General features: G+C 70.3%; 28 protein-coding genes. 14 read left to right on the top strand and 14 right to left on the bottom strand.

Going from position 1 to position 26570, the window contains the following annotated elements:
• Positions 1-90 precede the first annotated feature (90 nt).
• Positions 91-342 carry a hypothetical protein gene (locus tag CHC08_RS08265; RefSeq protein WP_089206599.1) on the bottom strand — a complete coding sequence of 84 codons (252 nt, stop codon included), beginning with the start codon at positions 340-342 and terminating at the stop codon, positions 91-93.
• An 88-nt stretch (positions 343-430) separates the two neighbouring features.
• On the opposite strand from CHC08_RS08265, the gene CHC08_RS08260 reads away from it, so the two are divergent.
• Complete coding sequence (locus CHC08_RS08260; RefSeq protein WP_143653144.1) at positions 431-2632, top strand: winged helix-turn-helix domain-containing protein; 2202 nt, start codon at positions 431-433, stop codon at positions 2630-2632.
• A 111-nt stretch (positions 2633-2743) separates the two neighbouring features.
• On the opposite strand, the gene CHC08_RS08255 is transcribed toward CHC08_RS08260, so the two are convergent.
• Together CHC08_RS08255 and CHC08_RS08250 are read right to left on the bottom strand one after the other, a co-directional pair.
• Positions 2744-3340 carry a TetR/AcrR family transcriptional regulator gene (locus tag CHC08_RS08255; protein ID WP_089206597.1) on the bottom strand — a complete coding sequence of 199 codons (597 nt, stop codon included), beginning with the start codon at positions 3338-3340 and terminating at the stop codon, positions 2744-2746.
• Between the two features lie 75 nt (positions 3341-3415).
• Positions 3416-3886, bottom strand: coding sequence for a DNA-binding protein (locus tag CHC08_RS08250; protein WP_089206596.1), 471 nt, complete (start codon positions 3884-3886; stop codon positions 3416-3418).
• Positions 3887-3972: 86 nt separating this feature from the next.
• Between CHC08_RS08250 and CHC08_RS08245 the strand changes: the two genes are divergently transcribed.
• Positions 3973-4158, top strand: coding sequence for a hypothetical protein (locus tag CHC08_RS08245; RefSeq protein ID WP_089206595.1), 186 nt, complete (start codon positions 3973-3975; stop codon positions 4156-4158).
• Between the two features lie 101 nt (positions 4159-4259).
• Positions 4260-4898 (top strand): DUF4232 domain-containing protein, encoded by a 639-nt coding sequence (locus CHC08_RS08240; protein WP_089206594.1) that lies wholly within the window; start codon positions 4260-4262, stop codon positions 4896-4898.
• Here the strand turns inward: CHC08_RS08240 and CHC08_RS08235 are convergent.
• On the bottom strand, positions 4889-5848 hold the full coding sequence (locus CHC08_RS08235) for an alpha/beta hydrolase (protein ID WP_089206593.1): 960 nt from the start codon (positions 5846-5848) through the stop codon (positions 4889-4891). The two genes, CHC08_RS08240 and CHC08_RS08235, sit on opposite strands and share 10 nt — an antisense overlap.
• Before the next feature lie 179 nt (positions 5849-6027).
• On the opposite strand from CHC08_RS08235, the gene CHC08_RS08230 reads away from it, so the two are divergent.
• Together CHC08_RS08230 and CHC08_RS08225 are read left to right on the top strand one after the other, a co-directional pair.
• On the top strand, positions 6028-6939 hold the full coding sequence (locus CHC08_RS08230) for a helix-turn-helix transcriptional regulator (protein ID WP_089206592.1): 912 nt from the start codon (positions 6028-6030) through the stop codon (positions 6937-6939).
• 220 nt (positions 6940-7159) lie between these two features.
• Positions 7160-7741 (top strand): TIGR03086 family metal-binding protein, encoded by a 582-nt coding sequence (locus CHC08_RS08225; protein ID WP_089206591.1) that lies wholly within the window; start codon positions 7160-7162, stop codon positions 7739-7741.
• A gap of 16 nt (positions 7742-7757) precedes the next feature.
• Here CHC08_RS08225 and yczR read toward each other — a convergent pair whose 3' ends face one another.
• On the bottom strand, positions 7758-9245 hold the full coding sequence (gene yczR / locus CHC08_RS08220) for a MocR-like transcription factor YczR (protein ID WP_089206590.1): 1488 nt from the start codon (positions 9243-9245) through the stop codon (positions 7758-7760).
• Between the two features lie 101 nt (positions 9246-9346).
• Between yczR and yczE the strand changes: the two genes are divergently transcribed.
• Entirely contained in the window at positions 9347-10090 is a 744-nt protein-coding gene (yczE, locus tag CHC08_RS08215) for a membrane protein YczE (protein ID WP_218825166.1), read from the top strand.
• Between the two features lies 1 nt (position 10091).
• Here yczE and CHC08_RS08210 read toward each other — a convergent pair whose 3' ends face one another.
• Entirely contained in the window at positions 10092-11558 is a 1467-nt protein-coding gene (locus CHC08_RS08210; protein WP_089206589.1) for an MFS transporter, read from the bottom strand.
• 179 nt (positions 11559-11737) lie between these two features.
• On the opposite strand from CHC08_RS08210, the gene CHC08_RS08205 reads away from it, so the two are divergent.
• The 4 genes from CHC08_RS08205 to CHC08_RS08190 all read left to right on the top strand — a co-directional run bounded on the left by CHC08_RS08205 (position 11738) and on the right by CHC08_RS08190 (position 15296).
• Positions 11738-12382, top strand: coding sequence for a TetR/AcrR family transcriptional regulator (locus CHC08_RS08205; protein WP_089206770.1), 645 nt, complete (start codon positions 11738-11740; stop codon positions 12380-12382).
• Between the two features lie 64 nt (positions 12383-12446).
• A complete protein-coding gene (locus CHC08_RS08200; protein ID WP_179281944.1) occupies positions 12447-13652 on the top strand; it encodes an NAD(P)/FAD-dependent oxidoreductase in 1206 nt (401 codons plus the stop codon).
• A 151-nt stretch (positions 13653-13803) separates the two neighbouring features.
• Positions 13804-15030 carry a cytochrome P450 gene (locus tag CHC08_RS08195; RefSeq protein ID WP_089206588.1) on the top strand — a complete coding sequence of 409 codons (1227 nt, stop codon included), beginning with the start codon at positions 13804-13806 and terminating at the stop codon, positions 15028-15030.
• 71 nt (positions 15031-15101) lie between these two features.
• Positions 15102-15296, top strand: a complete 195-nt coding sequence (locus CHC08_RS08190) for a ferredoxin (RefSeq protein ID WP_089206587.1) — start codon at positions 15102-15104, stop codon at positions 15294-15296.
• A gap of 254 nt (positions 15297-15550) precedes the next feature.
• Here CHC08_RS08190 and CHC08_RS08185 read toward each other — a convergent pair whose 3' ends face one another.
• Positions 15551-15970, bottom strand: coding sequence for a nuclear transport factor 2 family protein (locus tag CHC08_RS08185; RefSeq protein ID WP_089206586.1), 420 nt, complete (start codon positions 15968-15970; stop codon positions 15551-15553).
• Positions 15971-16034: 64 nt separating this feature from the next.
• Here CHC08_RS08185 and CHC08_RS08180 point away from each other — a divergent pair, with 64 nt between their 5' ends.
• Together CHC08_RS08180 and CHC08_RS08175 are read left to right on the top strand one after the other, a co-directional pair.
• The gene (locus CHC08_RS08180; protein ID WP_245878208.1) at positions 16035-16631 is read left to right on the top strand and encodes a PadR family transcriptional regulator; all 597 of its coding nucleotides are present in this window, start codon (positions 16035-16037) and stop codon (positions 16629-16631) included.
• Entirely contained in the window at positions 16628-16816 is a 189-nt protein-coding gene (locus CHC08_RS08175) for a hypothetical protein (protein ID WP_420823560.1), read from the top strand. Before CHC08_RS08180 ends, CHC08_RS08175 begins: the two co-directional genes overlap by 4 nt.
• A 27-nt stretch (positions 16817-16843) precedes the next feature.
• On the opposite strand, the gene CHC08_RS08170 is transcribed toward CHC08_RS08175, so the two are convergent.
• A complete protein-coding gene (locus tag CHC08_RS08170; RefSeq protein ID WP_089206584.1) occupies positions 16844-17551 on the bottom strand; it encodes an SDR family oxidoreductase in 708 nt (235 codons plus the stop codon).
• A 101-nt stretch (positions 17552-17652) separates the two neighbouring features.
• On the opposite strand from CHC08_RS08170, the gene CHC08_RS08165 reads away from it, so the two are divergent.
• Entirely contained in the window at positions 17653-18492 is an 840-nt protein-coding gene (locus tag CHC08_RS08165) for a helix-turn-helix transcriptional regulator (protein ID WP_089206583.1), read from the top strand.
• A gap of 12 nt (positions 18493-18504) precedes the next feature.
• Here the strand turns inward: CHC08_RS08165 and CHC08_RS52340 are convergent, their stop codons facing one another.
• From CHC08_RS52340 to CHC08_RS08135, 6 genes are all read right to left on the bottom strand, one after another.
• Complete coding sequence (locus CHC08_RS52340) at positions 18505-19827, bottom strand: serine hydrolase domain-containing protein (protein WP_089206582.1); 1323 nt, start codon at positions 19825-19827, stop codon at positions 18505-18507.
• A 104-nt stretch (positions 19828-19931) separates the two neighbouring features.
• A complete protein-coding gene (locus tag CHC08_RS08155) occupies positions 19932-21077 on the bottom strand; it encodes an aminotransferase class V-fold PLP-dependent enzyme (RefSeq protein ID WP_179281943.1) in 1146 nt (381 codons plus the stop codon).
• A 150-nt stretch (positions 21078-21227) separates the two neighbouring features.
• Positions 21228-22112: a sigma-70 family RNA polymerase sigma factor gene (locus CHC08_RS08150; RefSeq protein WP_089206580.1), complete on the bottom strand. Its 885-nt coding sequence runs from the start codon at positions 22110-22112 to the stop codon at positions 21228-21230.
• Positions 22113-22306: 194 nt separating this feature from the next.
• Positions 22307-23191, bottom strand: a complete 885-nt coding sequence (locus CHC08_RS08145; protein WP_089206579.1) for a helix-turn-helix transcriptional regulator — start codon at positions 23189-23191, stop codon at positions 22307-22309.
• Positions 23192-23445: 254 nt separating this feature from the next.
• The gene (locus CHC08_RS08140; RefSeq protein ID WP_089206578.1) at positions 23446-24177 is read right to left on the bottom strand and encodes an SRPBCC family protein; all 732 of its coding nucleotides are present in this window, start codon (positions 24175-24177) and stop codon (positions 23446-23448) included.
• Entirely contained in the window at positions 24174-24761 is a 588-nt protein-coding gene (locus CHC08_RS08135) for an ArsR/SmtB family transcription factor (protein ID WP_179281942.1), read from the bottom strand. The genes CHC08_RS08140 and CHC08_RS08135 overlap by 4 nt, the downstream gene beginning before the upstream one ends.
• A 342-nt stretch (positions 24762-25103) precedes the next feature.
• Between CHC08_RS08135 and CHC08_RS08130 the strand changes: the two genes are divergently transcribed.
• Positions 25104-26501: an FAD-binding oxidoreductase gene (locus tag CHC08_RS08130; protein ID WP_218825165.1), complete on the top strand. Its 1398-nt coding sequence runs from the start codon at positions 25104-25106 to the stop codon at positions 26499-26501.
• Positions 26502-26570: the final 69 nt, after the last annotated feature.

The raw sequence follows: 26570 nt of genomic DNA, 5'->3' as shown, positions 1-26570 counted from the left end.
CCTCCGTCTGATGGTTTTTCATGCGCGTCGCCCTGACCGCCTGCGCCCTCGCCACCGGGCCACATTCGTGTCCCGCCGGTCCAGAGGCGGTCACCTGGCCGAGTCGGTTCGCGGCTCGCCGTTCGCGGAGCGGTCGAGGGGCGCGATGGAGATCACCTCGATGTTGACCGACGTCAGATGGGCCAGGACTCCGTGCAGGTGAGAGGCATCGCCGATGTCGCCGACCAGGCGGGTGACGCCGTGGCTCGCGTGGTCGATGGTGAAGTCGTCGAGGAGTGGCCGCAGGAGCCGAGCGCCGACTCGGCCTCGGATCACGATCTCGTAGGTGGTTGGCCGGCGCATGACTGGATCATCACGGCGAGCGGCAGGACGCGGCCTCACACGACTCGTCATCTCACCCGGGTGAGATGACGGTTGTAGTGTCTTGAAGGTGACCACGGCGTGGGAGATGGGCCTGGCGGCTACGAAGCTGCATCCACCGGTGCCACCCGGTCAGCTGGTTCGCCGGTCCCGGCTCGACGACGTCCTCGACTCCGGCGTCGGCGGCCACGTCCGGCTGGTCCTGGTGAGCGCTCCGGCCGGCTCGGGCAAGTCAACCCTGCTGGCGTCGTGGCTGGCCGGCCGGCCCGAAGCCGTCGCGTGGCTGCAGGCGGAGGAGGGCGATTCGGATCCGGCCCGGTTCTGGTCCTACCTGGTCGAGGCCATCGGGCAGGCCCACCCGATCGCCGCAGGCGACGTGAAGCCGGTCGTGGTCGGTTCCAAGGGCGACGACCTCGTTGTCGTGTCCGCCCTCGTGAACGAGCTCGCCAAGATCGCCGACCCGCTTGTCGTCGTCGTCGACGACTACCACCTGATCGACAACGGCAGCGTGCAGCGAGGCATGGAACGCCTCATCGATCTCTGTCCGCGCCAGGTCACCATCGTGCTCTCCACCCGGATCGATCCGCCCTTCCGGCTCGGCCGGCTCCGCGTACGCGATCAGATCGCGGAGATCCGGGGCGCCGATCTGCGGTTCGACACCGACGAGGCCTCCGGCCTGCTCGGCTCCGCGGGGCGATCGCTCGACCGGGCTCTTCTCGATCAGCTCTGCGGCCGCACGGAAGGCTGGGCCGCCGGGCTTGTGCTCGCGGGTCTCTCCCTTGAACGGGCTACCGACCCCGGCGAGTTCATCGAGGCGTTCCGGGGCGACGACCAGTTTGTCGTCGAGTATCTCCACGACGAGTTTCTCGCCGTGGTCGACGCGAACGATCGTCAACGTCTCCTGGAGACATCGATCCTTGAGCAGTTCAGTGGCGCCCTCGTCGATTCGCTCACCGGCACGACCGGCGGTGCGAAGTGGTTGAGCGACACCGCGATCGTGAACCAGCTCCTGATCGGTCTCGACCGCACCGGCACCTGGTTCCGCTACCACCACCTCCTTCGCGATCTGCTCCGGCTCGAGGCGCACCAGGCTTTCCCCGAGCGGATACCCGGCCTCCACGCACGCGCCGCGGCGTGGTTCGAATCCCAGGGCGACCATGGCCAGGCGATCGTCCATCGCCTTGCCGGCGGTGACGTCCACGAGGCGGCCCGGCTTCTGCTCGTCCATGGACCGCGGCTTCTCGCCGGTGGCCAGACCGAAACCCTCCGGGGTTTCCTCGACCAACTCGGCGACGTGGCGAAAACATCGACGTGGTGCGCCCTGCTGTACGGCTGGTGCGAATACATCGCCGGTCGTTACTCGCGTGCGGAGGGCTGGCTCGACGTCATGCTCGATGTGGCGCCGGAGGGCTTCGACCATACCCCGGCGACCTCCCTGCGCATGAACATCTCTCTCGGCCGGGGGGACGTCGCCACCGCGCTCGACGCCGCTCGGAACGTGACCGCGACCCATCAGCCGGCGTTGTACTCGTGCGATCTCGTGACCGCCATCGGCGCGGCCCACGCCTGGGCGGGGCAGGCCGGCGAGGCCAGGCGGACGCTCCGGTTCGCCGCGGAGAAAGCCGAGGCCGAACGATTCCGAACGGCGCACGTCCTGGCCCTCGTGTACCAGGCCATCGTGGAGTTCGACGACGGCTCCGCGGCGAGCGCCCAGATCACCGCGTCCACCGCGGTGGACACCGCGCGGAAGTTCGGGCTGGCCACCTACCACGGAGTAGCACCCGCGTATGCGATTCGAGCGCGAACCGGCGGCGACCCCGTTCGTGCTCACGCGGACGCGGTGCACGCCCTGAAGCTGGCCAGACGGGCGTCCACCGATCTTGCGCTCGGTTACGTCCTGACGGCCTGCGGCGACACGCTTCTCGGCCTGGGTGACTCCGCCGGAGAGCCGCTCCTCGCAGAGGCCAGGTCCGTCTTCGCCCGGTGCCCCGACCCCGGCGTCGCCGGTCGATACTTGACGCGCACCGAATCTCGTCATGGCATCGCCGAGGTGAGCGGCAGCCGGGCCGCCGTACTCATCGAGCAACTGACCGAGCGGGAGATGGCCGTCCTGCGATATTTACCCGCGAGCATGTCGCAACGCGACATCGCGGCGGAGCTGTATGTGACGCTCAACACCGTGAAGACACACTGCCGCGCGATCTACCGCAAGCTCGGGGTCGGCGACCGCAGAACCGCGGTCCAGGCAGCACGCGACCTGCACCTCCTCTAGCGCCGTGTTCCTCGGAGAGCCCGGTCCTCCTCACTGCCGGCCGAGGTGGCGTGCGCCCTCGATCACCGTCGCCGCCGTGTCGATGATCGCGCCGAAGCCGCTCTTCGGGGGCTACGGCGTCGCCGAGATGGCGTCGAGCGCGGCCTCGAGATAGGGCACGAGCTTGTCCAGGTCGCCGGTGGCGAGGGCCCTGTTTCCGAGGATGTCGCGCATGAGCTGCACGCCGGAGCAGACGGCGATCAGCAGGGCGGCGCGCCCGGCCGCGTCCGGACCGGCCAGCCCGTCGGTGACCACGCGCTGGTAGTTGCGTTCAAGGTTGTCGCGCATGATCGCGGCGGCACGTTCGTTGGAGGCCGACCGCAGAGCTATCAGCATGCCGTCGGCCGGCTCGGGCGTGCTGTCGACCAGCAGGGAACGGGCCGCCTGATGGTTGTGGCCCGGCCCCATCATCATCGTCTTCTCGAAGGCGAGGTCGACGACCTCGGTGAACAGGCCTTCCTTGGAGCCGAAGTAGCGGCCGATCAGCCGGGCGTCGACACCGGCACGCGCGCCGATGTCGCGTATCCCGGCCCGGTCGTAGCCGAGCTCGGCGAACACCTCCCGTGCCGCGAGCAGGACCGCCTCCCGCGTCGCGGCGGCGTCGCGACGCCGTGGAGGGACCGGATCAGACGTCGAGCGGGGTTGGCCGCTGCTCACCCGCTCGCTCATCACACAAGCCAGGATACATGGGCCGTTTTCATGTCCTCGTTTGAGGACATGGCCGTCCGCGGCGACCGTCCTCACTCATGATCGCTCAGGAACCTCAGGGGTGTCCCGGCTCGGTTCCGCGGTCAGGCGGCTGGTCAGCCGTTCGTAGCGCTGCCTGGCGGCCTGGGAGGTGCCGAGTCCGAGGCCGAAGGCGATTTCCTGCCAGGTGAGACCGCGGCCTCGTGCCATGAGAAGGAGCCCGGCCTCCAACTGGTCCATCTCGGCGCGCGCCAGCGGAACGAGTGTCAGGGCGGCGGTGATATCGGCGTTGTCCACCTCCGCCTCGCCCTCTTCGAGCTGCGCGGAGCCGCCCGCGAGAACCGACACGAGCCTGATGGCCTCGTGCGGGCCGAGGACGTCGGGGTGAACCTGCCGGGAACGCTGCGCCTCGGTGACCGCATGCCGCTCGGCGATGCGCAGCAGGGACGCGTACACGCGATGCGCCCGCACCTGACCGGGATCGGGAGGCGTGAAGGGATCGAATGACCGATCGGGTTCGGAAGACATGCGTCCAGCATGGGTGATCAAATGATTCGTTGTCAATGAAATGATGCAAACAGTCTGTTCACATCATTCGTACGGATTCCGGACCGGTGCCCCGGCAACCGGTCGACGGCCTGCCCCGAATGCGGGGCGGCTACGGGCGCCCCGGGCTGGTCGCCTCCCTCGACGGCGAGATCATCGCCGTCATCGCCACCGAGGCCCGCGCCGGCCGCGTCACCGATATCTGGATGACGGTGAATCCTGACAAACTCCGCGCCTGGGAGCGTCACGGCTGAATCGTCGAACGAGATCCACGCCGTCACGGGCATGCCCCGTGACCTGGAGCTCGGCGAGGTCCCGGCTGAACAAAATCCATGCGGTGTACGTCTAAGAGGACATGGAACGAATCAACAGGGCCGGGCGGCGCGCGGTCGTATCCCTTCTGACGGCGGGCACGCTGGTGGCGGCGGTGGCATGCGCCTCACCCGGGCAGTTCGGAGCGGACGTCACGACGGCGGGATCGGGCTCCGCGCGACCTCTGGAGCGTCTCGCCGTCAAGAGCCCGGCCACGGACGTGCGGCTCGGGAGCTTCAGAACCGCGAGTTCGTCCACCGTGGAGGCGGCGGCCAAGCGTTGCGGCACTGGAGGGCTGAAGGCCCGCGTGGGGGCGGTGAGCGCGGGGGCGGGGCAGCGCTACGCGCCGCTGGTGCTCACCAACACCTCCACGAAGACCTGCTGGGTCTACGGTTTCGTCGGTTTGATCATGTTCGACGGCAAGGGCGACGCGCTGCGCACCAGGGTACGCAGGGAGAGCGTCCGGCCACAGCGGATAACCCTGCGTCCGGGTGCGGGCGCCCACGCCAGGATGCACTGGACCGTGACGGTGACCGGGCACGAGTCCGCCTGCCCGACCTCGGCGCGGCTCATGGTCATCGCGCCGGACGAGGTCGCGCACCTTGAGATCCCCTTCACCTCCGTGATCTGCGACGACGGCCGTCTGGACATCACCCCGATGGCGGCGGGCACTCACCTCTGAGTCTCCCCGTCCCCGTGGCGGTCGTCCGGCTCCGGCGCGCCGCTCAAATGGGCTCCGAAGAAGCCGGCCAGCTTCACGACCGCGGTCGGCAGGTATTCCTCCCTGTCGTACAGATCGACGTGGGTGGCGCCGTCGATCCAGAAGAGTTCCTTGGGCTCCCGGGCCTTCTCGATCGCCTCGCGGCTGAGGTAGGCGGTGGCCGCCTCGGTGCCGGCGATCATCAGCAGCGGGCGGGGGGAGATGAGGTGGACCAGGTCGAAGGCGGAGAACTGCGCGATCAGGTCGATGCTGCGGAACACGAACCGGTTCTCCGACCGGGGGTGGTGGCCGCGCGGGGTGCGGTAGTACTCCCAGCCGTCGTAGGTGTGCTGCCCGAGCTTCCTGGCCTCCTCCTCGGTATCCGGGTGGATCCGCTGCGGACGCGCGGGCCCGCCCCGCGCCTCCTCGACGCGCGCGACGCCGGCCGCGGCGAGCATGCCCTGAAGGATCTCCGGGCTCTGCTCGCGACCGATGCCCTCACGGAACAGGCTGCCGGTGTCCACGGCGCTGACCGTCGCGACGGCCTTGATCCGGTGATCGGTCGCCGCGGCGGGCGTGACGTAGCCGCCCGAGGCGCAGATGCCGAGCGCGCCGATGCGCTCGGCGTCCACCTCCTCCCGGAGGCTCAGGAACGTGACGGCGGCCTTGATGTCCTCGACGCGATGGGACGGATCCTCGAGCAGGTGCGGCTCCCCCTCGCTCTCCCCCTGGTAGGCGGCGTCGAAGGCCAGGGCGACGAAGCCCGCGCGCGCCAGGCGTTCGGCGTAGACGCCCGCGGTCTGCTCCTTCACCCCGCTCATGGGATGTCCGACGACGATGGCGGGGCGGCGGCCGCCGGCCTCGTCGTCGGGCGCGTAGAGGTGTCCGGCGATCTTCAGGCCGGCGCTGGGAAAGGTGACGTCTGTTCTCATGGTGGTGCTCTCAGCCGTGTGAAGGGACGGGGCTCGCGGACGTACGAGCTCCGGCGGCCGCCTGGATCCTCCGGCCGCACGCACCACCCTCGCGCCGTCCGGTACGGGGTGCCAGGGAAGGTGCCGCCTATGCGGACCAGTACCAGGCACGTGGCCGCGGCCGGGCGCACACTGGAACCATGGAACACCGTGGCAGCCCCTCCGGCGGCCCCTCCGGCGGCAATGAGCTGGGCGACTTCCTGCGCGCCCGCCGCGCCGCCCTCGACCCGCACCGGTCGGGCCTGCCGGACGACGGCCGCCTGCGCCGGGTGCCTGGTCTGCGCCGGGAGGAGCTGGCCCAGCTCGCGCACGTGAGCCCCGACTACGTCGTACGGCTGGAGCAGGGCCGGACCCGCCGGGTGTCCCGCCCGGTCCTCGACGCGCTCGCGGACGCGCTGGAACTCGCCCCGGACGAGCGCGCGTACCTCTTCACCGTGGCCGACGTCACGCAGGCCGCCCCCGCGCGGCAGCCGGCCAGGCAGCAGGTCGACCAGCAGCTGCGGCAGCTGCTCGACGGCATGCACGGCATCCCCGCGCTGCTCCTGAACCGCCGCCAGGACGTGCTGGCCTGGAACGCCGCGGCGGTCGCCCTGCTGATCGATTTCAGTGCGCTGCCCCCGGGCGAGCGCAACCTGATCCGGCTGACCTTCCTCGACGACGCCTACCGAGCCCTGTACGCGGACTGGCCGCGCGCCGCGCGCGAGTGCGTGGCGGTCCTGCGGATGGAGGCCGGCCGCAACCCCGGCGACCCGGCCCTGACCGCGCTGGTGGGCGAGCTGAGCGTACGGGATCCTGACTTCAGGGCCTGGTGGGGAAGCCATCAGGTGCGCGGGCCCCGGCAGCTCAGCAAGACCTACCGCCACCCCGTGGTGGGTCCCCTCACGCTGGACGTCCAGCAGATGTCCGTCGACATGCAGCCCGACCAGCACCTGGTGGCCTACACCGCCCCGCCCGGCTCCCCCTCCCAGGAGGCATTGCGCTTCCTCCTCCAGTGGTCCGCCCACACCGCCGACCGGCAGGACGATCACGCTACGGACGGGAAGGGCCGCTAGGCCGTTCCGTGACCGCGAGTCGGAGAGGGCGAGACGACGATGACCGGCAGAACCGGCAACCCGCACCTCGCGCGGTGGATCGCCCCGAAATCAGCGGCGGAACGCCGGCCTTCCCGGCCCTGGCGGGCATGCGGCAACCGCCGCGCGGCCATCAGGCAGACGGATCTTGTCGTACGCCTGCTGTAGCGTCCCCGGCGAGGTCCAGGAGAAGTGGAGCGCCATGAACGAGATCGCCGCCCGCTACCGGGTTCGCGCCGATATCTTCGCGGCCAAGATCGCCGCCGTCAGGCCCGGCCGGTGGTCCAACCCGTCACCCTGCGAGGAGTGGACGGCCAAGGACGTCGTCGGCCACATCGTCGACATGCACGGTGCGATGCTCGGTCCTCTCGGCAGGTCGCTCAGCCGCGCGCCATCCGTCGAGGAGGACCCGCTCGCCGCCTTCGCCTCGGCACGTGCCGACATCGAGGCTCTGCTCGACGACCCGGCCACCGCCGCGAGCGAGGTCGCCACCCCGGCGGGGAGGCTCTCCGTCGAGCAGCACATCGACCAGGTCGTCAGCGCCGACATGGTGGTTCACGGCTGGGACCTGGCCCGTGCCACGGGCCAGGACGACACGATCGACCCGGCCGAGATCGTCGCGATCTGGCCCGGCGTCCAGCAGATCCCCGACGAGATGCGCATCCCCGGCGCCTTCGGTCCCGGCATCGTCGTCTTCGGCCCCGAGGTCGAGGTTCTCCACGACGCCCCACTCCAGCATCGCGTCCTCGGTCTCCTGGGCCGCGACCCCCACTGGTCCGCGTGACACAGGCGGGCCCCTCTCAGGCGACCCAGTGCGGTCGTCGGGTAGTGGACGAAGGCGAGAGGCCATCGGCGAGGGCGGTGGCGATGCGGCGTACGGCCTCGCGCAGGGTATCCGGAGGTGTCGTGTAGGGGATGCGGAGGCGTTGTTCGAAAATGCCAGGGTCGGTGGCGAAGTAGGCGCCGCTCTCGATCCGCACTCCGTAGTCCATCGCCCGCTCGGCCAGTGCCGAGGCGACGGGCTCGCCCAGGTCGACCCAGAGCGACAGACCGCCGGGCGGCGGTTGCCAGGTCCACCGCGGGATGTGCTCGGTCAAGGCCTCGGCCAGGGCCGCGCGCTGCAGGCGCATCTGTTCCAGGCGGGGAGGCAGTAGTTCCCCGGACCGAGCCAGCAGGGCGAGGGCCAGGAGTTGGTCCAGGACCGAGCCGCCCATATCGGTGGCGACCCGCTGACCGGCCAGTTCGGTGACGAGCCGCGCGGGGGCGCGTAGCCAGCCGATGCGCAGGCCGCCCCAGTGGGTCTTGCTCATCGAGCCGATGGTGATGACCTGGCCGGTTCCACCGGGCGCGGCGTGGGAGGCGAAGGGCGGCGGGGCGGGGACGTCGAGGGCGAGGTCGGCCAGGGTCTCGTCGATGACCAGCCAGGCACCGGAGCGCTGAGCGGCACGCAGGATGCGGACGCGCTCGTGCTCGGGCATGAGGCAGCCGGTCGGATTGTGGAAGTCGGGCATCAGGTAGGCCAGCTGGGGCACCGCCTGACGCAAGGTCGATTCGATGATCTCGATATCCCAGCCGGTATCGGTCACGGGGACCGACACGGTGCGCAGCCGGGCGCGGCGCATGGCCTCCAGAGCGTTCGGGTAAGAGGGATTCTCGACCATGACCCGGTCGCCGGGGCGGAACAGCAGTCCCATGACGAGCGTGAGTGCGTGCTGGGCGCCGGAGGTCACCAGGATCTGTTCGGGCACGGTGGCCAGGCCCCGCTGGGTGAAACGCCCGGCGATGGCGGCGCGTAGTTCCGGCAGGCCATAGGGGTGATAGCCGGGAGTGTGCGCGTGCTCGGCCAGTTGAGGGGTGACCTGGACGAGAGCGTCGATGAGCGTCTGCTCCGGCAGTCCGGGGGCGGCCCTGGCCAGGTCGATCGCGGTGTCCTGGGGCCCGAGGAGTCGTGTGACGCCGCGGGGTGTACGGCCCTCGGGCAGGGCCGTCCAGGTGCCGGAGCCCTGGCGGCTGTGCGCGTAGCCGCTCTCTCGCAGTAGGTCGTACACGGCGGTGATGGTGGCCCTGCTGGTGCTCAGAGCGGTGGCCAGTTCACGCTCGGCGGGGAGTTTGACGTGCAGCGCGATGCGTCCGTCCAGGATCAGCTCGCTGATCGCCTGGGCCAGGTGGCGGTAGGCGGGCCTCGCTCCGGCCGGGTCGGGCAACATGGCGGCGAGCTGTCGGCTCCCCAGAGTCCGGTCGGTGCGCCCCACCCTGTCCGCACGCGGGGACGGATTCGAGTCGGCCATACCACTCCCCTGAGATTGGCCATGTTACCTGGGCCAATCACTGTACAGACTCGTCTCCATTGGCCTTGAAGGCGCACGAGCACACTGTGGAGGCAACCAGCATGCGACAGGACATCACGGACCCCTACGAGGGCGATCACGAGGATCGCACCGCGACCACGCTCAGGTCCCGAATGAGCCCGCCCCCACTTGCCTATGTCTCTCTCGGTGAGCGTCCGCTGCGACGCCTGCCCCAACTGTTCATCGGCCTCGCCCTGTACGGATTCAGCCTCTCGCTCATGGTCCGGGCCTCGCTGGGCGTCAACCCCTGGAGCGTCCTGTACGAAGGACTGGCGAACCGCACCTCCCTGAGCTTCGGCACGATCAGCGCCGTCCTGGGTGTTCTCGTGCTGCTGTTGTGGATCCCCCTCAAGCAGAGACCGAGGTTCGGCACCGTCGCCAACATCATCGTCCTGGCGTACTCATCCGACCTCGGTCTCCTGCTCATCCCCCAGCACCTCGGGCTCCCCGCCCGGGTCTGCCTGCTCGCCGGCGGTGTCCTCCTCAATGGATTGTCTGTCGCCGTCTACGTCGGTGCGCGTTTCGGACCCGGGCCCCGGGACGGGCTGATGACCGGGGCGTCCGCCGCGACCGGGCGTTCCATCCGGCTGGTCCGCACCCTGATCGAGATCACCGTGCTCGCCGCGGGCTGGCTGCTCGGTGGGAGCGTGGGCGGCGGCACCGTGCTGTACGCACTCGCGGTCGGCCCGACCGCCCAGTTCTTCATGCCCTGGTTCGCCTACGGGAGCGCTGCCGATATGGGCTGCTCACGCAGAGGTCCGTACACGCCCCCGCTCCGTTCTTAGGCTATGAAGCCACTTCGACGGGTGTCGCGGCGACCGTGTGCGTTGCCGGCATGGCGCCGATCGGGCGTCGGCCGGGGAGGAAGGCCGCGAAGGCGAGGGCGACGAGGGCGGCGCCCGAGCCGATGATCATGACCAGGCGGAAGCCGTCCGCGGAGGGGACGCTGATGGGGCCGAGCGTGATGGTCATCTGGGCCAGGACGACACCGGCCACCGCGCTGGAGGTCGAGGTGCCGATGGACCGCATCAGCGTGTTGAGGCTGTTGGCGGCGGCGGTCTCCGACACGGGCACGGCTCCCATGACGAGCGCGGGCATCGCTCCGTACGCGAAACCGATGCCGGCCCCGATCACGGCGGAGACGAGCACGAGCTGCCAGATGGTGGACATGAACGCGACGCCCAGGCCGTAGCCGGCGGCGACCACGACGGCGCCGAGCATCAGCGTCACCTTGGGGCCCCTGGCCCTCGAGATCAGCGCGGACAGCGGTGCCGTGGCCATCATCACCAGGCCGGAGGGCGCCATCACCAGGCCCATGACCATCATCGACTGTCCCAGCCCGTAGCCGGTGCTCTTCGGCAGCTGCAACAGTTGCGGAAGCACCAGGGACATCGCGAACATCGCGAAGCCGAACACGGCGGACGCGAGGTTGGTGAACAGCACCTGGCGACGTGCGGTGGTGCGCAGGTCCACCAGCGGCTGAGTGGTGCGCAGTTCCCACCAGCCCCACAGCACCAGCACGACGGCCGAGGCGACGAACAGGCCGATCGTGAGGGCGCTGCCCCAGCCCCAGCCGGCGCCGTTGGAGATCGCCAGCAGCAGGCAGAGCAGCGCGGCCGACAGTCCGGCCGCACCCGGCAGGTCGAAGCGTCCTCCGGAGCGGACCGAGGACTCCGGCACGAGCGTCAGCACGAGTACGCCGGCGAGGGCGCCGAGACCCGCCGCCACCCAGAACAGCACGTGCCAGTCGGCGTGTTCGGCGAGGAAGGCGGCCGCGGGCAGCCCGAGTGCGCCGCCCACGCCCAGCGAGGCGCTGATCAGCGCGGTCGCCGAGCCGAGCCGTTCGCTCGGCAGTTCGTCGCGCATGATGCTGATGCCCAGCGGGATGACACCGGCTGCCAGACCCTGAAGGGCCCGTCCGATGACCATGGGCGTCAATGTGCTGCTGAGGCCGGCGATGACCGAACCGACAACCAGCAGGGCAATGCTGACCAGGAGCATGCGCCGCTTGCCGTACATGTCTCCAAGTCGTCCCACGACCGGCGTCGCGACGGCGCCCGCGAGCAGCGTGGCGGTGATCGCCCAGATGGTGTCGGACGCCTTGGCGTTCAGGAGCGTGGGAAGTTGGGGGATCAGCGGGATCACCAGGGTCTGCATCAGCGAGACCACGATCCCGGAGAAGGCCAGCACCATCACGATGGCATTCGGTCGCGGGGGGGCGGATGCCCCTACAGGTTCAGGGACATGGGGCATGGCAAAGTCTCCGTTTTTGGCAGTTGCGGAAGTACGCGACTTGGTAGATTTTAAATCAGTCGCTTGACTTAAGCTAACAGGCCGGGTTAACTGATCATGAATTGGAGGTCGGTTTTCGAGGAGGCCGTGGTGAGCCGATGTGACGGCGGGTCGCGCGAAGTTCCGGCGCGGTGGTGACCATGACCGGCAAGACCGTCCGAGCAGAGCAGGTCAGTGCGACGCGGGAGCTGATCCTGGTGGCGGCGGAGCGGTTGTTCGCCGAGCACGGGGTGTTCGCCGTGTCCAACCGTCAGGTCAGCGAAGCCGCGGGGCAGGGCAACAACACCGCGGTCGGCTACCACTTCGGCACCAAAGCCGATCTCGTACGCGCGATCGCGCGTAAACACGCCAAGCAGATCGAGCGGCTGCGCCTGCGGATGGTGGCCGAGATCGGCGAGCCCGCCGATGTACGGGACTGGGTGAGCTGCCTGGTGCGCCCGGTGACCGATCATCTGGCCGCCCTGGGCAATCCCACGTGGTTCGCCCGGTTCGGCGCCCAGGCGATGACCGATCCTGCACTCCGCGAGATCATGGTCGAGGAGTCTCTCACCTCACCCTCGCTGCAACAGATCATCGACGGGCTGAACCGGTGCCTTCCCTCGCTGCCGGCCGAGGTGCGCGCCGAGCGCGAGGACATGGCCCGTCAGCTCATGGTGCACATGTGCGCCGAGCGCGAGCGCGCTCTCGCCGACGGCACCCCCACCCCCCGTTCCAGCTGGCACGGCGCCGCGAACGGACTGATCGACGCGCTCGTCGGGCTGTGGCTGGCACCGGTCGTGTCCTGACCGGGACGGAGCCGCGGCGGACCCGTTGCGGCGCGGCGAATCGCAGGCAGAGGAGGAGCTGACGATGAACGTCATCGCGAACGAGGACGGCTGTGGCGTTCTGGTGGTCGGCGCCTCCGCCGCGGGACTCGCCACCGCGGAGGCGTTGCGGCGCAAGGGCTACCGGGGCGGCCTGACCGTGCTCGGCGCCGAGCCACACCTGCCCTACGATCGGCCGCCACTGTCCAAACAGGTCCTCTCCGGCGCCTGGGACCCCGAACGGGCTCACCTACGACCGCAAGCGGCCCTGTCCGCCCTGGACGCCGAGTTTGTCCTCGCCGATCCGGCCGTCGGCCTGGACCCGGCCGCACGCACCGTCCACACCGCGTCCGGGCGCGCCCTGCGGGCCGACGCCGTGGTCGTCGCCACGGGACTGCGCCCCCGGACGCTTCCCGGCCAGGCGGATCTGGCCGGGGTCCACGTGCTACGCACCCTCGACGACGCGCTGGCGCTGCGGGCCGATCTGCTGGCCTCCTCGCGGCTCGTGGTCGTCGGGGAGGGCGTGCTCGGAGCCGAAATCGCCGCCACCGCGCACGGCATGGGTCTCGAGGTCACCATGGCCGGCCCTCAGCCGGCCCCCATGACGAGCCAGGTCGGGCCCTTGGTCGCGGGACTGCTCGCCGAACTGCACACCGAGCGCGGGGTCCGCCTGCGGCTCGGCGCCGGAGTCAGCCGACTGTCCGGCCATCGCGGGAAGGTCACGGGCGTATGTCTGGACACCGGCGAAGTGCTGCCGGCCGACGTGGTCGTGGTGGCGATCGGGGCCGACCCGGCGACCGGATGGCTCGCGAGCAGCGGCCTGCGGACGGACAACGGGCTGGTGTGCGACTCCCGCTGCCGCGCGGCGGAGGGGATCTACGCGGTCGGCGACGTGGCCCGCTGGCATCACGACCGGCTCGGCGTCTCGCTGCGGCTGGAGAACCGGACCAACGCCATGGAACAGGCCGACACCGTCGCGGCCAACATCCTCGGCGACGACCAGCCCTACAGGCCCGTGCCCTACTTCTGGACCGACCAGTTCGACGCCAGGATCCAGGTGCACGGGGTGCTGCCCGCCGGCGCCGAGGTGACCGTCACCGACGGCGACCTGGCGAGCCGCCGCTTCGTCGCTCTCTACCGCCACGACGGCAGGGTCACCGGCGTACTCGGCTGGAACATGCCCAAACAGACCCGCCTACGCCGACAGGAGGTCGTCGACGCACTCCCCGACCTCGCACCGGCCCTGCGATGACAGCCGGGAAAGGCGGCCCGGCACCGTCCTCGGCGACAACCGCCGAGCACTCTGTTCGGCTCTCGTCCGACGCGCCGACCCTTCAGCGGGGGAAGCGCGCATCAATGCCTGCCGCAGACACGTTGCGACACAGGTTCCATTGGAGGAATCAATGACCGGCACGTTGAATCCGGCGGGTGAGCACCCCGCCGAAATTCCGGAGTACCCGATGGCCAGGGCGGCGGGCTGCCCGTTCGACCCGCCCCCGGCCCTGCATGCCATGCAGGAGGAGGGCCCGCTCGCCAAGGTCCGCCTGTGGGACGGCAGCACCCCGTGGATCGTGACCCGCTACGCCGAGCAGCGGGCACTGCTGGCCGACCCGAGGATCAGCGTCGACGTCACCCGGCCCGGCTATCCGAGCCCGACCCCCATCAGGGGCTCGTCGCCCATCAGTTTCATCCTGATGGACGATCCCGAGCATGCCCGGCTGCGGCGGATGGTGACGGCTCCGTTCGCCATCAAGCGGGTGGAGGCGCTGCGGCCGGCCGTTCAGAAGATCACGGACGATCTGATCGACACCATGCTCGCCGGGCCGAAACCGGTGGACCTGGTCGAGGCGTTCGCCCTGCCGGTGCCCTCCCTGGTGATCTGCGCGTTGCTCGGGGTGCCGTATGCCGACCACGACTTCTTTCAGGAGAACAGCAAGACCATCATCAAGCGGAGCGCGACGCCCGAGCAGCGGTCGGCCGCCCTCGGCCGGCTGGCCGGCTACCTGAACGACCTGCTGGACGAGAAGCTCGCCAACCCCGGCGACGACATGCTGTCCCAGCTCACCGAGCGGATCAAGACCGGGGAGCTGTCCCGGGAGGGCGCGGCCCAGATGGGGGTGCTGCTGCTGATCGCCGGGCACGAGACCACCGCCAACATGATCGCGCTCGGCACGCTCGCCCTGCTGGAAAACCCCGGGCAACTGGCCCTCCTCCGCGACGCCGACGATCCGAAACTGGTCTCCTCGGCGGTGGAGGAACTGCTGCGCTACCTGCACATCACGCACAACGGGCGCCGCTGGGTCGCGCTGGAGGACATCGAGATCGACGGGCAGGTCATTCGCGCCGGCGACGGGCTGATCGTGGCCAACGACATCGGCAATCGCGACCCCGGCGCCTTCCCCGATCCCGACCGGCTGGACATCCGGCGCGACGCCCGCCACCACGTGGCCTTCGGCTTCGGGGTGCACCAGTGCCTGGGCCAGCCGCTGGCCCGGATGGAACTGCAGGTCGTCTACAGCACCCTCTACCGGCGCATCCCCACCCTGCGGCTGGCCACGGATCTGGACCAGGTCCCGTTCAAGCACGACGGATCCGTCTACGGGGTCTACGAACTCCCCGTGACCTGGTGACATCTCCTCGTACGGCGGACAGACGACGTTTCCTCGCACGACAGACAGACAACGACAACAAGGGGGATCTCATGAAGGTGACCATCGACCAGGACAGGTGTGTCGCTTCCGGACAGTGCGTGGTCGCCGCCGCGGAGGTGTTCGACCAGCGCGACGAGGACGGCGTCGCCGTGCTGCTCAACCCCGACCCGCCGGCGGAGCAGGCCGCCGACGTCCGGCACGCCGCGGTGGTCTGCCCGGCTCTGGCCATCCACATCGAGGAGTGACGTCCAGGTCGATCGAGTCTTTCCATGTCTGCGTCGGGGTCGAACTTGCTGACGGGGCTCAAGACCCAGTAGAGCCGGACTGCCGGCAGCCGAACCGCCGACGCCACGACCGATCCGGCCTCCCTTAGAGCCGGACTGCCGGCAGCCGAACCGCCGACGCCACGACCGATCCGGCCTCCCTCGCCAAATCAACGATCGGCTGTTGGCCTGTCTCGTTCGCCGTGAGGCATGGGGGCCCCGGCCTGGAGTGCCTCCTATGCCGGGATGAGGCCGTCGGCGACGAGGCCGGCGTGGACCGCTTCGCCCAGCGCGTGGACCGCGGACCGCGGTCGGACCATCACCGTGAACTCCTTGATCAGGCCGGCCTCGTTGAACTGGAGGAGGTCGATGCCATGGATCTGCCTGCCCCGCACGGTGGCGCGGAACAGCAGGATGGCCGAGGGGGCCTCGGTGCCGTCGGCACTGGTCTGGGCGGTGCCGTCGAGGTTCCCGATGTAGCGGAAGTCCTCGAAAGTGCGCAGCAGGACGCCGAAGAGGCCCATGACCATGGGCTTGCCCTCGAAGGGGGTGAACGTCACCGGGCTGTACAGGCGGATGTCGTCGGTGAGCAGGTCGCTCAAAGCGGCGAGATCACGATGTTCGACGGCGGCCCGAAAGCGGTCTGCGGTAGTCATGACTGCACCTTTTTAGTCAAGAAAGCGATTAGTCACTTAATTGACTATCATGGCAGGGGTTCGTTTGGAAAGAGAAGAGGAGGGCGTCTCGATGGCGTTGCGGCACGCCGTGCTGGCGGCACTGCTGGACGAGGAGCTCAGCGGATACCAGCTGGCCAAGGCGTTCGACCTGGGCGTGGCGAACTTCTGGCACGCCCTGCCTCAGCAGCTGTACACGGAGCTGGCCAAACTGGAGAAGGACGGGCTGGTCACCGGCCGGGAGGTGGTCCAGGACACCCGGCCCAACAAGCGCCTTTTCAAGGTCACCGAGGCCGGCCTGGCCGAGTTGGAACGGTTCGCGGCAACCGCCAACAAGCCCTCCTTCATCCGCGACGACCTTCTCGTCACCGTCCAGGCCGCCGACCACGTCGACACCGATGAGGTGATCGCACAGCTCACGGAGCGAGCCGCCTTCGCCGACGCGAAGATCGAGCTGTTCGGCGGGCTGCTGCGGCAGATGCGCGGCGACCGGAGCGAGGAGGAGTTCCTGCGCCACGGCGAACGGATCGGTCCCTACCTGACCTGCCTGCGCGGTCTCGCCTTCGAGGAGGGCAATCGAGACTGGTGCCACCGGAGCGCGGCGATCCTGCGGGAGAGGCGGACGGCTCATGCCCAGCGGTGAGTACCTGCACTACGTCCGGATTGCGCACCGCGGCCGTCGAACTGCGCTGGGCCGCCGCCTTCCTCGGCCCCTGGCTCGGCAGGCGCCTGCGAGGCCGCTCCTCCGGCGACGGCCGCACGGCCAAACGCCCGGACCTCCTTCCCCTCCAGACTCTCCCCGAGGGAAGTGGGCCGGATCAACGATGATCCTCTGAGGATGGCGCCCGGTTCAGATCACCAGGGAAGGGTGCCTTCGGCGTCGAAGAAGCCTCCGGTGGGGCCATCGGGGCCCACCTGCGCCATGCGCACGATGATCTCGGCGCCCTGCTCGACGGTCTGGATGCCGGTGTTCCCATTCAGGTCGGTCTTGGTGAAGCCGGGCTCCACCGCGTTGATGCGCATGTTCGGGAACGCCTTCGCGTACTGCACGGTGATCACGTTGACCACGGTCTTCGACGCCGGGTAGGCCACGCCCGGGTAGGCGTACGTCGGGGTGCCGGGGGTGGCGACCCGGGTCAGCGAGCCCAGACTGCTGCTGACGTTGACCACGACCGGGGCGGCGGAACGCCGCAGCAGCGGGAGAAACGCGTGGATGACGCGCACCGTGCCGAAGACGTTCGTCTCGAACGTCTCCCTCATCACGTCGGCGGTCACGTCCGCGGGACCGATCACGACGTTGTTGGCTCCCCTCTCCTCGACGCCCGCGTTGTTGATCAGTACGTCCAGTCCTCCGTCGGCCTCGACGGCCTTCACCGCGGCCTCCACGGAAGCGTCGTCGGTGATGTCGAGCCGGACCAGCCGCGCGCCCAGCCGCTCCGCGGCCCGGCGTCCGCGTTCTACGTCCCGGCTGCCGATGTAGACGGTGTGACCTGCCGCGATGAGTTGGCGGGCGGTCTCGAAGCCCAGCCCCTTGTTCGCGCCGGTGATCAGTGTTGTTGTCATGCCCCCAGGTTTCCGTGCGGCGGCACCGGCAGCCAGTCGTCCCGCCGTCCTGGGACTGCCGATACCAGGCACGTCCCCGGCCGGCGGTGTTTACTGATGGCATGAAGGCGACGGAATTCGGGCAGGCGATGCGCCGCTGGCGCGACCGGGTCTTGCCCGAGACGGCCGGGCTGCCCGCCGGCGGGCACCGGCGCGCGACCGGGCTGCGCCGCGAGGAGCTGGCCCTGCTGGCGGGGATCTCCGTCGACTATGTCACCCGCCTCGAACAGGGCCGGGCGACCAACCCGTCGGCCCAGGTCGTCGAGGCCCTGGCCCGGGCGTTGCGGCTGTCGGGAGACGAGCGCGCGTACCTGTTCCGGATGACCGGGCTCGTACCGCCGGGACCCGAGACGGTGCCCGCGTACATCACCCCGAGCGTCCAGCGGATGCTGGACAGACTGACCGGCACTCCCGTCGGGGTCTACGACGCGGCCTGGACGCTGCTCATGGCCAACCCGCTGTACGCGGCGCTCATGGGCGACCCGTCCGGGTGGCGTGGCAACGAACGCAACGGCGTGTGGCGCAACTTCCTCGGCCCGGGCAACCGGGTCCGTCAAACGCCGGAGGCACATCGTGCGTTCGAGGCCGGGCTGGTCGCCGACCTGCGCGCGACCGCCGGCCGGTATCCCGCCGACCAGCACCTGCGGCGCCTGGTCGCGCAGTTGCGCACGAACAGCGACCGGTTCGCCGAGCTGTGGGACGCGGGCGTCGTCGGCTGGCAGCAGGCCGCGCGCAAGACCGTCGAGCACCCGCAGGTGGGCCCCCTGACGCTGGACTGCGACGTACTCAGCGTCGCGGGCAGCGACCTGCGCATCATGATCTACACAGCCGAGCCCGGCACCCAGGACGCCGAACGGCTCGCGCTGCTCGCCGTCCTCGGCACCCAGACTCTCGTCGGATAGCGGCCCGGCCCGTCAGCACGGACGCAACTCGCAGGAGTGGCTGAGGAAGTTACCGAGCCGGCCTTCGGCGTCGCCGTTTTTGTAGGTGTAGGCCACGCCGGTCAGCCCTCCCCCCTCCCGGCGCAGGGCCAGTCCCAGGACGGGGCTGTTGATCCGGGCGTCGGCGGTCGGCAGCTGCACCGGGAAGGTCGCCTGGACGTCCCAGGCCTGAGACGCGCCAGCCAGGCTGACGGCACTCTCGCCGTCCAGCCGTAGCTCGACCCGGCGATCGGCCAGCACCCGCAGCTCGACCGGCACCTCCTTCTCGGGGGTGCCGATCCGGCCCTCCCAACGACCCTCGGGCAGGTCCATCGGGCGCACCGGGTCGTGGATCACCGGGGTGATCTGCTCGACCGCGTACCCGGGGACCAGCGTGCCCAGCACGTACTGCAGGATCGCATCGCGAGCCGCCTTGTTCGTGGAGTTGGACAACACCGCCACCGAGAGCCGCCGCTCGGGCACGGCGACCACCATCGCCGCCACCCCTCCCCCGCCACCGCCGTGACTCTGCACCACGGGTCCGTCGCCGTACGACACGCTCCAGCCGAGCCCGTAGCCCACATGCTCGTTGATCGGCAGCGCGTCCCGTACGGCGGCCGCCGTGTCCGGCTTCAGCAGGCGCTCGTATGACTGGGCGAAGAGCGCCAGCTCGCCGGCGGGGGCCCAGCCGAGGGTGGCGCCGGGGTGGCCGCAGTCGTAGTCCGGGTACGCGCGGCCGTCGACCGTGTACCGGATCGCCGACGGCGCCGGGCCCGGGTAGGTCCGTCCGACATGGCAGCCGGTGAGCCCGAGAGGCTCGAACACCCGCTCGCGGACGAACGCGCCCAGCTCCTGCCCGGTGGCCGTCTCCAGCAACCGGCCCAGGAGCCGGTAGCCGAGGTTGGCGTACACGAAGCCGGTGCCCGGCCTGCGGTACAGCACCGTATAACGGTCCGCGTCGATCGGCCGCTCACCGTCGCCGTAGTCCCAGGCGTAGTACGCGCCGAGCCCGCCCCGGTGCCGCAGCAGTTGACGCGCCGTCGGCGCGGGCCACCGGAAGTCACCCGGCACCGGCGCGTCCAGGTCCAGCAGCCCTTCGTCGGCCGCGAGACAGACAGCGGTCGCCGTGATCGGCTTGGTGACGGAGGCCAGCCCGTACACCGTGCCGGGCGTGGCCGCACGCCCGGCGGCGACGTCGGCCAGCCCGTACGCCCCGGTAAGGACCACCTCGCCCCGCTCGGCCACCGCGACCGAGACCGACGGGCAGCCGTGCTCGGCCAGTGCCTCGGCGCAGTACTCGCTCAACCTGTCCAGCATGTTCGCCCTCCCCGCCCAAAACGCAACAAGACCAGACAGTAGCTCGATGCTTCCGAGCCGCAGCCTGCGGTGCTCCCCGCCGCGCCCGCCGGGTGCCGGGGTCGTCAGAGGGCGTCGGCGAACCGGCGCACGGTCTCCTCCGTCGTGGAGACGTGGGGCGAGAGCCGCAGCAGCCCACCGCGGACGGCCGCGGTCACCCCGCCCTCGGACAGCCGGGCCAGCGTGACCTCGGGAGCCTCGCCGGGCAACCGGAAGGATACGATCCCGGCCCGCCGCCGCTCCGGCCAGTCATCGCCGAGGACTTCCGCGCCGCGGTGACGCAGTACGTCGAGCAGCACGGCGACGACCTGTCCGAGCCGGTCGGACAGTCGCGGCGTACCGGCCTCCACGACCAGGCTGAGGGAGGCGTGCAGCCCGGCGATCGCCTCCAGGTCGGTGTTGGTCATCAGCAGCCGGTCCGGTCCCGCGGCCGGTGCGCCCAGCTCGGTTCCGGCGCTCCCCCCGTACGGGTCGGCCAGGCCCGTCCAGCCGCCCAGATCGGGTGCGATCCGTTCCAGCGCGCGGGGTCGTACTCCGAGGATCGCCGCACCCCATCCGGAACGCAGCCACTTCTGACCGCCGGCCACCACCACGTCCGCGACGTCCAGGTCCAGCTCGGTGATCCCGAAGCCCTGGATGGCGTCGACGATGAGCAGGCGGTCGGGGCCGAGCACCTCGCGGAGATCGGCGAGCGGGGCCTTCCACCCGGTCCGGTAGTCGACCGCGCTCACGGTCAGCCCGACGACGCCCGCGTCGAGCACCGACCGCAGCGCCCCTGCCGTGATCCGCCCGGCGTCCTGCGGCACCCGCCGTACGGCCGGGCCACCCCGCGCGGCCGCCCGGAGCCACGGTACGGCGTTGGCGGGGAACTCGCCCTCGGGCACGAGCAGCGTGCCGGAGGCGGTCAGGCCGAACGCCGTGGCGAACAGGCCCGCCGTGGTGGACGCCGCGAACGTCACCCCGACGTCGCCGCCGATCACGGCTGCCGCTCTCCTGCGGGCCTCCTTCCGGATCTCTTCGAGTGGTCCCACCGGGTCGGAGGTGGCCGTGACCCGCAGGGCCGCGTGCCGTGCGTCGACGGCCGCGCGCAGCGGGGGCCCGACGTGGGCGAAGTCGAGGTAGCCGGTGGGCTCGTCGCAGTGGGCGACGTACGCGGCCAGCTCATCGGGAACGCGGTCGCCGGTTGTCGCGAAGAAGAACTGCCTGGTCAAAAAGACTCCCGGGGAACACGGCAAAGAAGAAAAACATACAAGACGCCTTCGCGGACCGCTTTCACCACAAAAAGCCATGCGTGCTGGGCTCGTCGTGACCGGCCCACGTCCCGCATGCCGCGTGTCGGCACGCGGCATGCGGGCGTCGTGTCAGGCGTCGAGAACGGCGAGATCGAGTTGTCGGAGACGATCCGGTTCCGCGATCACGTCGATTTCGGTGATCTTGCTATCGGTGATCGTGAAGACGAGGACCAGGAACAGCCGTCCACGGGGGGCCATCACGAGTCCGACCTCCCCGTTTATCAGCGCCGGTTGGGTGAACCGGACCCGCTCCGCGGCGACGGACGCGCCCTTGGCCACGGCGTGGGCACCGTGGAGCACGATGGGTGCGGGGGTGGGGCCGACCGCCCGGTCGGCGCGGAACACCACGTCCGGATCGAGCAGTGCGACCAGCGCGTCGAAGTCCCCGCCCCGTGAGGCGGCCTGGAAGGCCTGGACGACTCGGCGCTGGCGGGTCAGATCGGCGGCGGGCACCGAGGCGACCCCTTTGACCCGGCGGCGGGCGCGGCTCGCGAGCTGTCTGGTCGCGGCCGGGGAACGCTCGATCATCGGGCCGATCTCTTCGAAGGGCACGGCGAACATGTCGTGCAGCACAAAGGCGAACCGCTCGGCCGGCGTCAGTGTGTCGAGCACCACCAGCAGTGCCAGCCCGACCGAGTCGGCCAGCAACGCCTCCGCCTCGGGGTCGCTGCCGTCATCGTGGCTGATGACCGGGTCGGGCGTATGCGCCTCGAGAGGTTCTTCGCGCCGCTGTTCGCGCGAGCGCAACACGTTCAGGCACACGCGCGCGACCACCGTGGTCAGCCACGCGCCGAGGTTCTCCACGGCGCCGGTGTCGGCGCGGTTGAAACGCAGCCAGGCTTCCTGCACGGCGTCATCGGCCTCGCTCACCGAGCCGAGCATCCGGTAGGCCACCGCTCGCAGATGAGTCCGATGCTCCTCGAAACGCTCGGTCAGCCGTTCGCGCTCATCCACCGTGTCACATTCCTTACTCGCGGGGTGTCGTAACAGTAGACCCGCGAAATTCAGCCGATGTGACCGGGAGGCCGGCTCTCGGGCCACATCTCCTCGCCGCCGTACGGCCTGCCCCGAGTCGGCGGGGTGTTCGCCGGTCGTCAGGCCGACGGAGACGTTCGACCTGTTCTCACGACGGTGTGCCGATTCGGTCGTCAGGCCGACGTGGGCCTTCGACCTGTTCTCGCGACGGTGTGCCGATGCCGTCTGGCCGGCTGCCTGGCGTGGGCGATCGAGAGCTCGCGCAGCTGTCCGGCCGCACGACTGCCGGCGGCCGCGGTGAAGGCGACGAGCAGCTGCCCGAGGCCCTCGGTCCTGAGGATCTGGCATTCCAGGTCGAGCATGCCGACCTCGGGGTGCACCAGGGTCTTGGTGCCGGATCGGCAGAGCGCCACCCGCTGTTCCTGCCACATCCGCTCGAACTCGGGGCTGCGGGCGCGGATCGTGCCGATGAGCCGGTCGGCCTCCGAGTCGCCGACGTGCACCGACCGCGCGCGGAGCTCGGCCACCCGGGCGCAGCTCTCCTCTTCGTGCTCCTCGGGCGGGTGGATCGACCGCGAGGCCGGGTCGGTGAACCAGCGGTAGGTGCTGTTGCGGGCGTCGCCGGTGTAGATCGAGTGATCGCCGAGCAGGGCGACGGCCGCCGGGTTCTGGATGATCGTCTCACCGAGGAGCGTCATGACCTGGGCCGGGGAGTCGCCCAGCCCGGCGACGAGCTGCTGCAGCGCGGGAGCGACGTGCCGGCTGAGCGCGGGCCGCGGAGGTGGTTCGCGGTCGGCGACCCGGTACAGGTAGTCACGTTCGTCGGCGGTCAGGCACAGAGCTCGCGCCAGGGCGTCCAGGATCTGCGGCGACGGCGGCCCGATGCGGGCCTGTTCCAGACGGCGGTAGTAGTCCGCCGACATGGTGGCCAGCTCGGCGACGTCCTCGCGCCGGAGCCCCTGGGTGCGCCGGCGTGATCGGGCACCCAGACCGATCTCGTCGGGTTGTATCGCCGCGCGTCGGGAGCGCAGGAAACGGGCCAGTTCGTCGGAACTCACATCGCCATTATCCCTGCTCAGGCCGTCGGCCCATCGTCGTGGAGCAGCCGGCCGGTGCGATCCGGGCATCGGTTGAGTGGCTCCGCGGGCCCGGATCCGGGCCCGCACGCGGCATTCGGGCCCGCGCGGGCCGGACCGGAAAAAACTCCAGAACCGCCGAGGACGGCCGTCTCGAAGGCCTTGCTCCCGACGGGCACATTCAGTGGCGACGCTCTCACGGACAGCCAGGATCGTCGCCGGTCGGGACCGGCCGGTCAGCCGAAGCGCTCGGCCATCCAGGCCTCCCATTCGGCCTGCTCGTCACGGCCCGCGAAGTTCTGGTGGCCGAGCACGATGGCGTCGCCGCGGGCGGTGCCGGAGTGGATGAACCGGTACAGGCCGTCGGCCGTACGGACGCCCAGGTTGACGGGCAGGTTCGCGTAGTAGACGACCCCGGCGGAGCCGTCCGGGAGCCGCACCTCGTCGCCCTCGCCGACGTCCGGCGTGACGTCCAGCGACTCCGTGACGATCTTCCAGACGATGTCCGGGCCGCCCGCTCCGGGCCGGAAGATCGTGGTGACCAACGGGGTGCGGCCGGCGAAGTGCGCGAGGTATTGCCTGAGGGTCTCCAGGTAGATGGGCCAGCCGGCCTTCATCGCCTCGAACTCGGTCTCCCAGTCGTCGCCGAGCATGCCGCTCTGCACGAGCCGCAGCACGGCCGTGCCGCCGTCGCGCCCCTCGATGAGATACTCCATCGCCATGAACTGGCCGTCGGGGGCCTGCGCGCTGCGGGTCGCGAGGCGGGAGCCCGGCTTGTAGGCGGTGATCGTGGCCTGCTGGGTGTGGCCCATCATCGTGAGGCCGGCGGGACCTCCAACCGACGTGCCGAGCTCGGTGCGTCCCATGAACCAGGAGTCGACGCCCGGGCCGGTCGCGATCGCGTCCCAGACCTGCTCGGGGGTGGCGCCGAGTTCGATTTCCTGGCTCAGCTCGAACGGGTGCGTCATGTGGATTCCTTCGTGCTCGGGTGGACCGCGACGACGATTCGGTGGTCGCGGCCGCGCTCGGCGGACTCTTCGTGGTATTTGGACACCAGGGCCGTGACGGCCCCGGTGAGCTCCTGGACGAACGCGGCCCGGTCGGCGGCCGAGGCGAAGCGCACCTCGCCGTCGATCGCGAAGGTCGCGACGCGCTTGCGCGCCTGGGCTGCGCCGGTGATGAGCGCGCCGACGTCGCGGACCAGCCGGGCCGCGACGGCCAGCAGCCAGCCCGCCGACAGCTGGTCGGGTGAGCGGGCCGGGTCGGGCTCGACCGACGCCAGCGCGATCGGGGAGATCACATAGGAGGCGGCGGTCGCACGCATGATGCGCTCGGTGACGTTGCCCTTGCGCCGCTCCTCGATCATCTCGACGAGCCCGTGCGCCTCGAGCGTCTTCAGGTGGTAGTTGACCTTCTGCCGGGACAGGCCGACCTTGGCGGCCAGCATGGTCGCGGAGCCGGGCTCGCTCAGCTCGGCCAGCAGCCGGGCCCGGATGGGGTCCAGTGAGACCTCGGCGGCGGCCGGGTCCTCGATCACGGCGATGTCCTGCATGACCACAGACTATGGCCGACAAATTATATTGTCAAGGAAGTCTTATTTTCCGGACCATCGCGCTTCCCGGGCCCTGGCGAGCCCCAGGAGTCGGCGCCGGCCTCGATGTGGCCCATCGCCGCGGGCGAGACGGCCGACGATGGCGGCGCCGACGTCGACGGCCGTGACGGCTCATCGACGCGCCGGAGACGTCGCCGGGACATAGCCGGGGCAAGGTTCTCCCCTGGTACCAACATGCACGGTCGGCAACAGTTGATGCGCGACAAACATGTGGATTTGTCTGTTTTATGCATATCCCTGCAGCTTGCGGGTGATTTGCCCATGCCCCGGGGGGAACAGCACGTGACTATCGAAAACAAACGGTCGGAGAGATCCGGACGCGACCTGTCGTCGTTGCGAGGGCTGGCAGGCGGGGGCGTCCACCTGCCGGGCGACGAGGAATACGATCGCGCCCGGACGACCTGGGCGCTCGCCGTCGACCTGCGCCCCGCCGCGGTGGCCTTCCCGGACAGCGCGGAGGAGGTCTCGGCCGTGGTCCGGGCCGCCGCGGCCGCCGGGCTGCGCGTCGCGCCACTGGGTAGCGGGCACAACGCCCATCCGCTCGGCGACCTGGCCGACAGCGTGCTGATGCGCCTGTCCGGTATGGCCGGGATCAAGATCGACGCTGAGGCCCGCCGGGCCCGGGTCGAGGCAGGGGCCCTGTGGTCGCCCGTGGTGGAGGCGGCCGCGGCGCACGGCCTGGCCGCCCTGCACGGATCGTCGCCGGATACCGGCGTGGTCGGCTACTCCCTCGGTGGGGGCATCAGCTGGTACGCCCGGTCGCTGGGACTGGCCGTCAACAGCGTGACCGCCGTCGAACTGGTCACCGCGGACGGCTCGCCGCTCCGGGTCGACGCCGAGCACGAGCCGGAGCTGTTCTGGGCGGTACGCGGGGGCGGCGGCGCCAACTTCGGAGTGGTGACGGCGATCGAGTTCACGCTCTACCCGATCGAGACCGCGTACGCCGGCATGCTGGTCTGGGACCTGCGGGACGCCCACCGGGTGCTGAGCCGATGGGCGCGGTGGGCCACCGACGCGCCCGATGCGGTCACCACGTCGTACCGGCACCTGGGATACCCGCCGATCCCCGAGATTCCCGAGCCGTTCCGCGGCCGTCAGCTGGTCATCATCGACGGCGCCGTGCTGGCGGACGACGCCGAGGCGGAGCGGCTCCTGGCGCCGCTGCGAGAGCTCGGACCCGAGATGGACACGTTCGGCCGGGTTCCGGCCGCGTCACTGATGCGGCTGCACATGGACCCGGAGCAGCCCACACCGGGCGGCGGGCGGTCGTCGCTGCTCGACGAGCTGCCGCCGGCCGCCGTGGACCGGCTGGTCGAGGTCTCCGGCGTCGACTCCGGCAGCTCGCTCTTCATGAAGGCGGAACTGCGCCAGCTCGGTGGGGCGCTCGGGCGCTCGCGGCCCGGCGCGGGCGCGGTGACGAGACTGGACGGCCGGTTCCAGCTGATCACCGGCGGCATGATGGTGGGCGAGCTCGCCCGGCAGACCGTCGCCGACTGCGAGCGGGTGGTCGACGCGATGGCGCCCTACTCGCGCGGGCGGCAGTATCTGAACTTCCAGGAGGAGGCCGTGGACCCGTCGACCGGCTACGACCCCTCGATCTGGGAGGCGCTGCTCCGCATCCGCAAGGCCGTCGACCCCGCCGGGCTCTTCCAGGCCAACCACGAGATCCCACGCGGCTGAGAACCTCGATCACCAGGTGACGGCGCACCGGCCACGAGGACGGCCCGCGGGGCGGCCGAGCGTGGTGGT

This window comes from Streptosporangium subroseum, from assembly GCF_900188345.1.
GTDB classification, from domain to species: domain Bacteria; phylum Actinomycetota; class Actinomycetes; order Streptosporangiales; family Streptosporangiaceae; genus Streptosporangium; species Streptosporangium subroseum.
This window is presented reverse-complemented; position numbering and strand designations above follow the sequence as displayed.